The organism is Bradyrhizobium zhanjiangense (assembly GCF_004114935.1).
In the GTDB taxonomy this organism is placed as follows: Bacteria; Pseudomonadota; Alphaproteobacteria; order Rhizobiales; family Xanthobacteraceae; genus Bradyrhizobium; species Bradyrhizobium zhanjiangense.
In genome coordinates, this window is sequence record NZ_CP022221.1 from 3,967,301 (window position 1) to 3,980,419 (window position 13,119).

The 13,119-nt window shown below is 65.5% G+C and carries 11 protein-coding genes; 4 read left to right on the forward strand and 7 right to left on the reverse strand.

Annotated features, from left to right (window positions below; translation table 11 throughout):
• Positions 1-83: 83 nt before the first annotated feature.
• Positions 84-701: a hypothetical protein gene (locus XH85_RS18650; protein WP_128932979.1), complete on the forward strand. Its 618-nt coding sequence runs from the start codon at positions 84-86 to the stop codon at positions 699-701.
• A 20-nt stretch (positions 702-721) separates the two neighbouring features.
• Here the strand turns inward: XH85_RS18650 and XH85_RS18655 are convergent, their stop codons facing one another.
• Positions 722-1,744: a methionine synthase gene (locus XH85_RS18655; protein WP_128932980.1), complete on the reverse strand. Its 1,023-nt coding sequence runs from the start codon at positions 1,742-1,744 to the stop codon at positions 722-724.
• A gap of 105 nt (positions 1,745-1,849) precedes the next feature.
• Here XH85_RS18655 and XH85_RS18660 point away from each other — a divergent pair, with 105 nt between their 5' ends.
• The 3 genes from XH85_RS18660 to XH85_RS18670 all read left to right on the forward strand — a co-directional run bounded on the left by XH85_RS18660 (position 1,850) and on the right by XH85_RS18670 (position 4,819).
• The gene (locus XH85_RS18660) at positions 1,850-2,458 is read left to right on the forward strand and encodes a 2-hydroxychromene-2-carboxylate isomerase (RefSeq protein WP_128932981.1); all 609 of its coding nucleotides are present in this window, start codon (positions 1,850-1,852) and stop codon (positions 2,456-2,458) included.
• Entirely contained in the window at positions 2,458-3,435 is a 978-nt protein-coding gene (locus tag XH85_RS18665; protein WP_128932982.1) for an NADPH:quinone oxidoreductase family protein, read from the forward strand. Before XH85_RS18660 ends, XH85_RS18665 begins: the two co-directional genes overlap by 1 nt.
• 430 nt (positions 3,436-3,865) lie before the next feature.
• The gene (locus XH85_RS18670; protein ID WP_128932983.1) at positions 3,866-4,819 is read left to right on the forward strand and encodes an IS110 family RNA-guided transposase; all 954 of its coding nucleotides are present in this window, start codon (positions 3,866-3,868) and stop codon (positions 4,817-4,819) included.
• A gap of 17 nt (positions 4,820-4,836) precedes the next feature.
• On the opposite strand, the gene XH85_RS18675 is transcribed toward XH85_RS18670, so the two are convergent.
• The 6 genes from XH85_RS18675 to XH85_RS18700 form a co-directional block, all read right to left on the reverse strand.
• A complete protein-coding gene (locus XH85_RS18675; RefSeq protein WP_128932984.1) occupies positions 4,837-5,727 on the reverse strand; it encodes a crotonase/enoyl-CoA hydratase family protein in 891 nt (296 codons plus the stop codon).
• Positions 5,728-6,020: 293 nt separating this feature from the next.
• Positions 6,021-7,442: an amidase gene (locus XH85_RS18680; RefSeq protein WP_128932985.1), complete on the reverse strand. Its 1,422-nt coding sequence runs from the start codon at positions 7,440-7,442 to the stop codon at positions 6,021-6,023.
• Positions 7,435-8,607: a M20 aminoacylase family protein gene (locus XH85_RS18685; RefSeq protein WP_128932986.1), complete on the reverse strand. Its 1,173-nt coding sequence runs from the start codon at positions 8,605-8,607 to the stop codon at positions 7,435-7,437. Before XH85_RS18685 ends, XH85_RS18680 begins: the two co-directional genes overlap by 8 nt.
• 13 nt (positions 8,608-8,620) lie before the next feature.
• On the reverse strand, positions 8,621-10,126 hold the full coding sequence (locus tag XH85_RS18690; RefSeq protein WP_128932987.1) for a M81 family metallopeptidase: 1,506 nt from the start codon (positions 10,124-10,126) through the stop codon (positions 8,621-8,623).
• A 297-nt stretch (positions 10,127-10,423) separates the two neighbouring features.
• Positions 10,424-12,073: an ABC transporter ATP-binding protein gene (locus XH85_RS18695; RefSeq protein ID WP_128932988.1), complete on the reverse strand. Its 1,650-nt coding sequence runs from the start codon at positions 12,071-12,073 to the stop codon at positions 10,424-10,426.
• A gap of 156 nt (positions 12,074-12,229) precedes the next feature.
• A complete protein-coding gene (locus XH85_RS18700) occupies positions 12,230-13,117 on the reverse strand; it encodes an ABC transporter permease (RefSeq protein ID WP_091888843.1) in 888 nt (295 codons plus the stop codon).
• Between the last annotated feature and the right edge of the window lie 2 nt (positions 13,118-13,119).

Consider the following 13,119-nt stretch of genomic DNA (forward strand, 5'->3'; position numbering starts at 1 on the left):
GCGAAGCGAAGCAATCCAGACTGCTTCCGCGGATGCATTTCTGGATTGCTTCGCTTCGCTCGCAATGACGGGCGGAGGCAGCCATGCCCCTGCAAAACCGCGTCACGCCGACAGGCGACATCATCGCCACCCCTCATCGCGGCCTGTTCACCGGCAACCGCGGCATCATTCATGATCCCGCGACGAAGACGCTGCTGAAGAAGCGCTCGTCGTCGCCGGCCTGGCTCACCTGCACTTGCGAATTCCGCGGCCGGCGCCGCGAGGTGATGGCACAGCGCAGCTGGACCGAGCTGTTCTTCCTGGACGAGGCCACTGCGCTCGCCGCCGGCCATCGCCCCTGCTTCTATTGTCGCCGCGACGATGCCAATCGCTTCCGGGCCGCATGGGAGAAGGGCAATCGCGTGCACAGCGTCCGCATGCACGACATCGACACGGTACTGCATCACGAGCGGCTCGATCACGGTAGGAAACGACTGCACGCGCTGCTGGTGCCGCTGCACCAGCTTCCCGCCGGTGCGATGGTTCAGCAGGGTGCGGAGAGCTTTCTGGTGACGCAGGGCAGGGCCCTGCTGTGGTCACCGGCGGGCTATAGCGCGGTCGAGCGTCAGCTCAGCGAAGCGGCGTTGCTGACGCCGCCCTCAACGCTGCGCACATTGAACGCCGGCTACGCGCCAGTGTTGCATCCGACGGCGCTGCCTTAGCGCAGCGCCCGCCTTTGCCATTACCCGAGTTTCTCGCGGGCCAGTGCGGCTCCTGCGCCGAGCGCCGCCAGCTTGGCTTCCGCGATCTCCCGCCGCATCGGCGCCATGCCGCAATTGGTGGTGGCGATGATGTTGCTCTTGGGGACGAATTTCGATACCGCCTCGATCACCTTCACGACGTCCTCGGCGGTTTCCACCGTATCGCTGGCGACGTCGATCACGCCGGCCTGCACGATCTTGGTCTTGAGCAGCGCCAGCAGGTCGAGCGGCACCTTCGAATTGCGGCACTCGATCGCGACCTGCTGGATCGGGCTGGCGTCGATCGCCGGAAAGATCTGCTCATACTGCCGCCATTGGCTGCCGAGCGTCTCCTTCCAGTCGGTGTTGGCCTTGATGCCGTAGCCGTAGCAGATGTGCACGGCGGTGGCGCAGGAGAGGCCCTGCGCCGCGCGCTCCAGCGCCTTGATGCCCCAGTCGTTGACCTCGTCCATATAGACGTTGAAGGCGGGCTCATCGAACTGCACGAGATCGACGCCGTCGGCCTGGAGCGCCTTGGCCTCCTCGTTTAGCAGCTCGGCGAAGGCGAACGCCATCTTGACGCGGTCGCCGTAATAACGGTCCGCAATCGTGTCGATGATGGTCATCGGGCCGGGCAGGGTGAATTTCAGCTTCTTCTTCGTGTGCGAGCGCGCAACGCGCGCCTCGTCGGCATGAACGCGGCCCTTGAGCCGGAGCGGAGCAACCACCTGCGGCACCATCGCCTTGTAGCGGTCCTTGCGGATGCCCATCTCGACCTTGTGGGCGAAGTCGATGCCTTCGATCTTCTCCAGGAAGCCGTGCACGAAATGCTGGCGGGCCTGCTCGCCCTCGGTGACGACGTCGATGCCCGCGTCCTCCTGGATCTTCAGCCAGATCAGTGTCGCGTCGCGCTTGGCGCGCAAGAGCTCTTCGCCCTGCGACTTCCAGGGTGCCCAGAGCATATTGGGCTCGGCGAGCCATTCCGGCTTCGGCAAGGAGCCGGCGATCGTGGTTGGAAACAGCATGGCGGCCTCCCGGCGGGTTGTGTTGCGCCCCTTCCTGCCATGTCTTAACGTCGACGTACAGAACGACAAAAGTCGTCAAACCCGCGACGCCGGACCGGAAACGCCATGATCGAATTCTTCTTCGACTGTTCCAGCCCCTGGACCTATCTCGCCTTCCACAACATCCAGCCGCTCGCGAAGGAGCTCGGCGCGGAGATCATCTGGCGGCCGATCCTGGTGGGCGGCATTTTCAACACCGTCAACCCGAGCGTCTATGCGCAGCGGGAGAAGCCGGTGCCGCTGAAGGCGCGCTACATGAAAAAGGACCTCGCCGACTGGGCCCGCTCGGCTGGCCTGTCGATCAAGATGCCGCCGACGGTGTTTCCGGTGAACAGCGTCAAGGCGATGCGTGGCTGCATCTGGCTGGGCAAGGACATGGTGCCATTCGCCACCGCCGTGTTCGAGGCCTATTGGGGCGAGGACAAGGACATCTCGCAGGACGCGGTGCTGGCCGAGATCTGCAAGAAGGTGGGTATCGACGAACAGAAATTCTTCGCCGGCATCGCAGAGCAGGGCATCAAGGACCAGCTCAAGGCGAATACGGAGGAGGTCGTCGCGCGTGGCGGTTTCGGCTCGCCGACGATCTTCGTCGGCAAGACCGACATGTATTTCGGCAATGACCGCCTGCCGCTGATCCGCGAGGCGCTGCAGCGTCAAAGGGCGAGTGCGGCCTGATGGTGCGGGCTGTCGTTTGCCGCGAACTCGGCGCGCCCGAGACGTTGCGGCTGGAAGAGTTTCCGTCGCCGCCGCTTGGGCATGGCGAGGTGCGCGTTGCGATCCGCGCTGCCGGCCTGAACTTTCCCGATGTGCTGATGGCGGCGGGCGAATATCAGCTCAAGCCGGAGCTGCCGTTCACGCCCGGCATGGAAGCCGCCGGGGACGTGATCGAAGTGGGGGCGGAGGCGGGGGGCGTTGCCGTCGGCGACAAGGTCATCGTGAAGATGCGCCACGGCGCCTTCACCGATGAGGCGGTGGTGACGCCGTCGCAGCTCACCCCCAAGCCGTCCACGTTCGACTATGCGGAAGCTGCGACCTATCTCGCCGGCCACGGCACGGCCTATCATGCACTGATCGATCGCGGCCGGGTCGCGCCGGGCGAGGTGTTGCTGGTGCACGGCGCCGGCGGCGGCGTCGGCCTTGCCGCCGTCGAGATCGGCAAGATGCTGGGCGCGACCGTGATTGCGACCGCCTCCAGCGACGAGAAGCTGGCGATCGCGAAATCGCGCGGCGCCGATCATCTCGTCCGCTACGATCGCGAGCCGTTTCGCGATGCCGTCAAGCGCATCACCGACGGCCGCGGCGCCGATGTCGTGTTCGATCCCGTCGGCGGCCAGGTTTTCGAGGATTCGATGCGCTGCATCGCCTGGGGCGCGCGGCTTCTGGTGATCGGCTTCACCGGCGGCATCGGTTCGGCCAAGACCAATCTGCTGCTGATCAAGGGCGCCAGCGTGTTGGGGGTGCGCGCCGGCGAGGCCGTGCGGAGAAATCCCGCGCTCGGCGAAGTGCGCCTGAAGGCACTGCTGCAATGGGCGGAGGAAGGCAAGCTGCGCCCGAACGTCTCGCATCGCCTGCCGCTGGAAGACTATGCGAAGGCGATGCGGTTGCTGATCGAGCGCAAGGCGATTGGGCGCGTCGCGCTGATTATGGATTGACGGTGCCGCTGAACCGCGGCTGCGCGAAGCGCAGTCCGCTGGCGTAATCCACCACTTCTACCAGAGCGGAAAGCAAAGAGGTGGGTTACGCCCTGCAGTGCCGTAGGGTGGGCAAAGCGACTTGTCCGCCGTAGCGCGGAGAGCGAAGGCGGAAGCGTGCCCACCATTCTGGTTTCGGTTGCGGGTAGATGGTGGGCACGGCGCGATGCGCCTTTGCCCACCCTTGTAATAGCGCAATCAGATATTGTCGGCGTGTTCCGTGAGGAATGGCCTGCCGCGGCTGCAACCCGCGGCAGGCCGCTGGCGATCGGATCGCGCCCACCCTGAGCAGTTTGTGGCTGCCCCGTAGCAGGATCGCGCCAGCACCTTCATCGGACCCGGATGGTTGCCGGAACAATCAGGTTCGCTTCACAAGGCAGGGTCGACGAAGATGGCACAGACTAGCACGACGACAGCGGGAATCGATACGTCCAAGGCGAAGCTCGACATTGTAGTTCATGGTCGAGACGAGGGTTGGGAGGTCGCCAACGACCTTCCCGGTTGGCGGAAGCTGGTGCAACTGCTGACCAAAGCTGGCGTCAAGCGAGTCGGGATCGAAGCGACCGGCGGTTACGAGTGTGGGGTAGTGGAGCATTTGCGTGCGGCCGGCGTCATCGTGCTGGTGCTGCAGCCGATCCAGGTCAAGGCGTTCGGCCGCTCCCGATTGCGTCGCGCCAAGAACGATACGCTGGATGCCGCGCTGATTGCTGCCTGCGCGGCATCGCTCGAAGAGGTGAGGAGTGCGCCGGATCCGCGCTTGGCGGAGCTCGCCGAGCAGCTCACCTTCCTCGAGCAGATCGAGGACGACATCAAGCGCTTCAAGACCCGGCTCGAGCATCTCGATAAGCCTGGGCTACGCCGCATCGTGCTGGATGACATTGCCCGGTTGAAGGCAAGGCGGCTCTCCCAAATCCGTCACATCGCCAAGCAACTACGCGCTCACCACGATCTCGCTGTCCGCCTTGACCTAGTGATGAGCATTCCCGGGATCGGTGAGCGCACGGCACTGGCCCTCCTGGTCCGCATGCCTGAACTCGGCCGTGTCAGCCGGGAGGAAGTCGCAGCCCTTGCCGGGCTGGCTCCCTTCGACAACGATAGCGGGCAGTACACGGGCCAACGCCGTATCGCCGGCGGCCGCGCTCGCCTGCGTCGCTCTCTGTTTGCGGCAGCCCTGCCTGCGGCCTTCCGCTGGAATAAGGCCGTCATGGCCCTCTATGCCCGCCTGACTGCGGCCGGAAAGGCTCACAATGCCGCTCTCATCGCATGCGCGCGCAAGCTGCTCATCTATGCCAACACCGTCGTGCAACGCGGAACGCCGTGGACTGAAAAACTCCTCGGCGTTTAATGGTTGCTACGAGAGCCTCACTTGTACTCCCGCTCGGTCCACCACGGGAAATAATCCGGCATATCGCTGGACACCTTGTTCTTGAACTGCGCCGGACGCTTCTCCAGGAACGACACCACGCCTTCCTTCACGTCCTCCGAACGGCCGCGGGCATAGATGCCGCGGCTGTCGACCTTGTGGGCCTCCATCGGATCGTCTGCGCCCATCATGCGCCACATCATCTGGCGGATCAGGGCGATCGATACCGGCGCGGTCTTGGCGGCAAATTCCTTGGCAAGTGCGCGCGCGGTTGGCAGGAGATCATCCGGCGCGACGACCTTGCTGACGAGACGCCCCGCAAGCGCCTCTTGTGCCGGGAAGACGCGGCCCGAATAGCACCATTCCAAGGCCTGCGAGATGCCGACGATGCGCGGCAGGAACCAGCTCGAGGCGGCCTCCGGCACGATGCCGCGCTGGGAGAACACGAAGCCGAAGCGCGCGGCGTCCGAGGCGATGCGGATGTCCATGGCGAGCTGCATGGTGACGCCGATGCCGACCGCGGGGCCGTTCACCGCGGCAATCACCGGCTTCAGGCATTTGAAGATGCGTAGCGTGACCTGACCGCCGCCATCGCGCACCTGCGAATCGCTATAATCGACCTTGCCGTCGGCGAAGCGCTTCACCGGCCCGCGGCGCGCGTCGCGGTCGAACGTGTCGGCGCCGGAGGAGAGATCGGCGCCCGCGCAAAAACCGCGGCCGGCCCCGGTGACGATGATGGCGCGAACATTGTCGTCCTTGTCGGCGGCGTCGAACGCGCCGATCAACTCTGCTTGCATCTGCGCGTTGAAGGCGTTGAGCTTGTCGGGCCGGTTCAGCGTAATGGTGAGGATCTGCTCGGCAACCTCGTATTTGATCGTCTCATACGCCATGGTGGTTTCCTTCCGTTGTTCTTTTCACTGCGTGAGCGGCAGAGGCTTATCCTCCCCTGTAGGGGGAGGGTCGATCGCGCGTAGCGCGAGCGGGGTGGGGTGATCTCTCCTCTCGGGCACGGTCGGACGCGGAGAGACCGTCACCCCACCCCGTCTCACATCTCGCTTCGCTCAATGTGAGCCGACCCTCCCCCTCCAGGGGAGGGTAAGCAAGAGAGGCTCCGCATGCTGCCCGTCCCAAGTCATTCGGGCTTGCGCCTAAAGGGCGCGCTTCCCGGGATGAGGAGAGCGTCTTACCGCCCCGGCGGCTTGGGCCAGGGCCGCTGCGCCCCGCGCAGACCCTCAAACACCTTGGCAATGCCGAGCACGCCGATATCGTCGAAGCGGCGGCCGACGATCTGCACGCCGATGGGAAAACCCTTGGCGTCGAAGCCGCCGTTGACGGAGATCGCAGGGTTCTCCGACATATTCCACGGCACGGTATAGGCGATGTGCTCGAACGGCTTCATCGGATCGTTGGTCGGCGAGGCCCATTCCACCGGATAGTTCACGTTCGGGGCGGTCGGCGAGACCACATAATCGAGCTCGCAGAACAGTTTTCCTGCGGCCGCGCGGATCGCCATGGTCTGGTTGAAGCCGCGGATGACGTCGACGCCGGACAGCTTGGCGCCGGACTCGCCCCACTTGAAGATGTAGGGCAGCACCTTGGCCTGCTCGGCCGGCGTCAGCTTGGACAGATCGTCCCACATCCGTGCACGCCAGAAATTGTCGAGGCCGTCGAGCATCTCGCGGGTGAGGATGCCGTCGACCTCGGTGACGACGGCGCCGGCGGATTCGAACGCCTTGGCCGCCTTCACGGCGACCTCGCGCACCGGCTTGTCCAGCGGCATGCCGACGCCGGGATCGAGCATCAAGCCGATGCGCAGTTTGCGCGGAGACTTCTCCAGCCCCTTCCAGTTGAGGGGCTCGGCCGGCAGGCTCATGCCGTCGCGCCGGTCGGGTTTTGCAATCGCGCTCATCATCAGCGCGCAATCATCGACCGTGCGGGTCATGGGTCCGGCGACGCGGCCGACGTAGGTGGGATCGATCGGCACGCGGCCAAAGCTCGGCTTCAGGCCGACGAGGCCGCACCAACCCGCGGGCAGGCGCACCGAGCCGCCGATATCGGTGCCGAGATGCAACGGACCATAGCCGGCTGCCGCGGCAGCACCGGCGCCCGCGCTGGAGCCGCCGGGGTTCTTGGAGAGGTCCCAGGGATTGCGCGCGAGCGCGTGGAAGCTGGAGAGACCGGAGGACAGCATGCCGTAATCGGGCATGGTGGTCTTGGCGAAGATGATCGCACCGGCCTCGCGCAGCCGCGCGGCGGGAGGCGCGTCCTTCTCGGCCGGCACCAGCTTGACGCTGGCAGCGCCCAGCGGCACCGGCACGCCCTTGGTCGCGATATTGTCCTTCACCGTGACAGGCACGCCGTCGAGCGCGCCGGACGGCTCGCCGCCGGTCCAGCGCGCGGTCGAGGCCTTCGCGGCCTCGCGCGCGGCCTCGGGGTCGAATGCATAGAGCGCTTTCAGATGCGGTTCCCACGCCGCGACGTGCGCAAGCACGTCCTCCAGCACCTCGCTCGGCGAGAACTGCTTGGCGCGATAGCCCGCGATCAGATCGACCGCGGACAGATCATGCAGCGAGGTGACCGTCTCTTCGGCGCTCTTTTTATGCATGGCTACCCACCGGCATGCGGGTCTCGATGATGCGGGCGAACATGCTGGCGCCGATCGGCAGGATCTTGTCGTCGAGCACGAAGCCGGGATTGTGCACGGGCACCGAGCCGTCGTGGCCAACCCAGAAATAGGCGCCGGGAATGGTCTGCAGCATGTCGGCAAAATCCTCGCTGCCCATCTTCGGCTGGGCGCGGGTGATCACGTTGGCGGGATCGACCACCGTGCGCGCGACCTCCTCGACCACCTTGGACTGCTCGACCTGGTTGATCAGGACGCCAAAAGTGTCGCGGATGTCGGCTTCGATCGTGCACTGGAACGCAGCTGCTATGCCGGCACAGATCGTGCGGATGCGCTCGCTGATCAGGGCGCGAACTTCATCCGAGAAGGTGCGGATGGTGCCGCAGAGATGCGCTTCGCCGGGGATGACGTTGTAGGCGGAGCCGGCATGGATCTGGGTGATCGAAATGACGGCGGACTGCAGCGGCTCGACGTTGCGGCTGACGATGGTTTGGATCGCCTGCGCCAGCGTGGTCGCGATGATCACCGCGTCCTTGGACCGCTCGGGCATCGCGCCATGCGCGCCATAGCCGGTGATGCGGAGGTCGAAGAAGTCGGCGCTGGCCATCGCCGGACCCGGCAGGATCGCGATCTCGCCATGGTTGAGATCGGGCGCGTTGTGCAGGCCGTAGAGCTCGTCGCAGGGGAATTTCTCGAACAGGCCGTCCTTGATCATCGCGCGGGCGCCGCCGAGGCCTTCCTCGGCCGGCTGGAAGATCAGGTGCACAGTGCCGTCGAAATTCCTGGTCTCGGCGAGGTAGCGCGCGGTGCCGAGCAGCATGGTGGTGTGGCCGTCATGACCGCAGCCGTGGAAGCGGCCGGGGATCTTCGAGCTCCATTTCAGATTGGTGTTCTCCTCCATCGGCAGCGCGTCCATGTCGGCGCGCAGGCCGATGCGCTTGCCGCTCGTCCCCTTGCCCTTGATGACGCCGATCACGCCGGTGCCGCCGAGACCGCGATGCACCTCGATGCCCCAGCTCTTCAGCTTGTCGGCGACAATACCGGAGGTGCGCACTTCCTCGAACCCGATCTCGGGATGGGCGTGGAGGTCGCGCCTGATAGCAGTGAGTTCGTCGGCATAGCCGTCGATGCGGTCGATCGTGGGCATGTGTCCTGTCCGGTTAGCGTGATGGGGGATGGAAGGCGGGGCCGTTCGGCTTGATGCGGATGCCCGGCCGCAGGCGCGTCCAGGGCAGGGAGGCGGTGTCGGCCGGCATCGCGCCGGGGGCGGCGCAGATCAGCAGCTTCTCCGCGATCGGCTCGAAATCGGCGCGGAAGTGCACCGAGCTCTTGTTGACCAGGATCTTCTGCGCGGTCGGCTCGATGCCGACATAGCGGTACATCGCCTGGTCGGCGAGTTGCGCCTTGTGCGAGGAGACGACGACGCGGACGTCACCGATGCGCAAGGCTGCGGAGGGGCCCATCTCCATCTCGCGGCCGCCATAATAAGGACCGGGCGCGATGAAGCGGCCGTCGGAGAGCTTTTCGACGACGAAGGTCTCGCGATAGGGCTCGTCGCCGGGGATGCCGGATTTGCCGCCGAGCGACAGCGTCACGGTGGCGCCGACGCCGGCTTCATGCGCCGCCTTGGCCGAGACCGGATCGTAGATCGCCCCCGTCGCGGCGCTCGCGTTGTTGCGCACCAGCGCGCGCAGCATGCCTGTGGTGTCGGAATCCCCGCCCGCGCCGGGATTGTCCTGGGTGTCGGCGATGATGATCGGCTTGCTCGCGCTCTTGGAAAGCTCCATCGCGTGGCGCACGCATTCGTCGGGTGACCAGATCTTGCCGTCGAAATCGTCCTCGTGGCTCTCGATCAGCTTGAGAAGCGCATCCGCCGCGCGATCGGCGTCGGCTTGCGTCTTGCCATAGGCGAACACGCTCGGTCCGCAATCGCGGAAATCGGCTGCGGGGAAGCCCGGTGCGAAGGACAACGTCGGAACCGCATCGCTCTCCAGCGCGGCGAGCCTCTCGTAGATGCATTGGGTGGGCTGGTCGTTGGTACACTGCCAGCTGATCGGGATCAAGAACGGCAACTGCCGGAACGCCTTTGCGAAGCGCTGCTTGGTCTTCAGCAGCAGCGCCAGATGTTTTGCGCAGGCGCGGCCGGTCGCAGCCATGTCGACATGCGGATAGGTGCGGTAGGCGATCAGCGCGTCGGCGTGCTCGATCATCTCGGGCGTGACGTTGGCGTGCAGGTCGAGGCTCGCGACCAGCGGAACATCCTTGCCGATGACGCGGCGCACGCGCGCCAAGATCTCGCCTTCGCCATCGTCGAGATGTTCGGTTACCATCGCCCCGTGCAGGTCGAGATAGACGGCATCGAGCGGACCGGCGGCTGCGATGCCGTCGACCATCACCTTCACGATGCGCTCGAAAGCATCCTTGGTGACATGCGCCGACGGGCTCGCACCGCAGGCGATCGTTGGAATGAGTTCCCAATCGTGTACTTCAGCGCTGTCGACGAAGCCGGCGAGACCGACATTGATGCGCCGCATCACCTTCAGCACGTCGGCGCCTTCAGTCATCGCCGGCCAGCCGCCGCCATGCTGGAAGTCGGCGAACGTCGCCTTGGTCGGAGCGAAGGTGTTAGTCTCGTGCAGGAAGCCGCCGACGGCGATGCGTGTCATTACTCAGTCCAGGCCATTGAAAGTGCGCGACGTTAGCCTCTGCTTTGCCGCGAGAGCAAGGTGGGAAGCAATCGCGCCATGCATAGGGTCAGATCGTTTTGGGAATGCTGCGGATGCGGTGGGGTGTTGTGAGAGGAGCCATCTGCCATACCTCCGGTGTCGTCCTGGCGAAGGCCAGGACCCATACCGCGAGGTCTATCTATGGTGTGCGCTGCTAGTCCCGAGCGATGAGTCTTCGCCAAACTTCTCGCGGGGTAATGGCTCCTGGCTTTCGCCAGGACGACAGCGGGGAGATTTTTACGCGCTCGCCCCCACGCCCTCTGCCACCGGCCGGAAGTTCGCAAAGTCCCAGTCGCGCCCCGGAGCCGCATCTAGCAGCGCCTTGGTGTAGGCCTCCTTCGGGTGCGTCAGCACTTCGGCGGCGGGACCCTGTTCGACGACGCGGCCGTGCTGCATCACCACGACCTCGTCGCAGATTTGTGCGGCGACGCGCAGATCGTGGGTGATGAACAGGATGGCAATGCCGAGCCGCTTCTGGATCTCGTCCAGCAGTTCCAGCACCTGCGCCTGCACGGAGACGTCCAGCGCGGAGACCGCTTCGTCCGCGACCAGCACGTCGGGATCGAGCGCGAGCGCACGGGCAATGGCGATGCGCTGGCGCTGCCCGCCGGAGAACTGATGCGGATAGCGCGACACCGCATCGGCGGGCAGGCCGACCAGCTCCAGCAGCTCGCGCGCCCGCTTCATCGCGTCAGTGTGTGCCACGCCGTAATTGATCGGGCCTTCCGCGATGCTCTCGCCGACGGTGACGCGCGGATTGAGCGAGCGGTAGGGATCCTGGAACACGATCTGGATCTTCTGCCGGTGCGGCTGGAGCAGGCGGCGCGAGATGTCGGCGATCTCGCGGCCGGCGAGGCGCACGCCGCCGGAGGTCGGATCGATCAGGCGGACGATGCAGCGCGCGACCGTCGACTTGCCCGAGCCGCTCTCGCCGACGATGCCGAGCGTGCGGCCCTTGCGCAGCGTCAGCGTCACCTTGTCGGCGGCGACGACCTCGCGGCCTTTGCCGAAGAAGGCGCGCTCCTTGTAGACCTTGCTGAGGTCGTTGGCCTCCAGCACCACCGGCTCACGGGTCTCCTCGCGCGGCGACCGCGGCACCAGGCTCGGCACCGAGGCGAGCAGGTTCCGGGTGTACTCCATGGTTGGATTGCGCAGCACGGTCTCGAGCGGACCGGTCTCGACCAGGCGGCCTTGCCGCATCACCGCGACGCGGTCGGCGATCTCCGCGACCACGCCCATGTCGTGGGTGATGAACAGCACCGCCGTGCCGTGATCGCGCTGGAGATCGCGGATCAGGGTCAAAATCTGCTTCTGCGTGGTGACGTCGAGCGCAGTGGTCGGCTCGTCCGCGATCAGGAGCTTTGGTTCGAGCACCAGGGCCATTGCGATCATGATGCGCTGGCGCTGGCCGCCGGAGAGGCGGTGCGGGTAGGAGGCGAAGATGCGCTCGACCTGCGGCAGGCGCACCTGCTCCATCATATCGAGGATGCGCTTCTTCCGTGTTTTGGCGTCGAGATCGGTATGGGCGCGCAGGACTTCGTCGATCTGGCGGCCGACCGGCACGACCGGATTGAGCGCGGTCATCGGCTCCTGAAAAATCATCGCCATCTGCGTGGCGCGGAGCTGGCGCAGGCGGCGGTCGGTCGCGGTGAGCAGCTCCTCGCCGACCAGCTTGACGCTGCCGCCGGTCGGCACCAGCGTGCCCTTGGGCAACAGGCCCATCGTGGTGAGGGAGGTCACCGACTTGCCCGAGCCGCTTTCGCCGACGAGGCACAGCGTCTCGCGCTCGCGCACCTGGATCGAGATGCCGTCGATGATCTTCGGCCCGCCCGGCTTCTTGCCGACGGAGACGACGAGATTGTTGATGTCGAGGATGGTGTTGGTCATCAGGTCACTCCATCGTCATTGCGAGGAGCCCGCGACAAAATTGCAAAGCAATTTTGCGCTGGCGACGAAGCAATCCAGAATCTTTCCGCGGAGGCAGACCGGATTGCCTCGCTTCGCTCGCAATGACGGAACAAGGGGATGGGCCGGCGAAACAAATCACTTCCCCTCCCGCTGCTTCATGCGCGGATCGAGGGCGTCGCGGGCGGCATCGCCGATCAAATTGATGCTGAGGATGGCGATCGAGAGCAGCAGGCCCGGCCAGAAGATCAGCGACGGCTTGAGCTGGAAGTACTGGCGGCCCTCGGCCATGATATTGCCCCATGTCGGCGTCTCCGGTGAGATGCCGGCGCCGAGGAAGGAGAGAATGGCCTCGGTCAGGATCGCGGAGGCGCAGACATACGTGCCCTGGACGATCAGCGGCGCGATCGTGTTCGGCATCAAATGCCGCCACATGATCTTCGGCAGGCTGGAGCCGACCGAGATCGCCGCCTCGACGTAAGGCTCCTCGCGCGCCGACAGCACCACCGAGCGCACCAGGCGCGCCACGCGCGGGATCTCCGGAATGGTGATCGCGATCAGCACGGTCCAGAGGCTGGCGCCGGAGAGCGACACCACGGCGATCGCGAGCAGGATGCTCGGCATCGCCATCAGGCCGTCCATGATCCGCATCATCACGGCATCGACCAGCTTGAAGAAGCCGGAGACGAGACCGATCGCAAGGCCAATGGCGACGGAGAGAATCGCCGAACCGATGCCGATCAGGAGCGAGATGCGGCCGCCATAGATGACACGCGACAGCAGGTCGCGTCCGTAGGCGTCGGTGCCGAGCAGGAACTGCGCCGACGACGGTTTGAGCCGCTGCGACGGCGCGAGCTGGATCGGATCATGCGGCGCGATCAGCGGCGCCACGATCGAGATCACCACGACCAGCGCGAGGCAGACCGTGGCCGTCGCGATGATCGGCGTCGAGGTAAGAAATCCGAACCGCGGCCGCAGCGGCGACGTGATCGGAATGGACGACTGGGGGAGGCTATCAACCGACATTC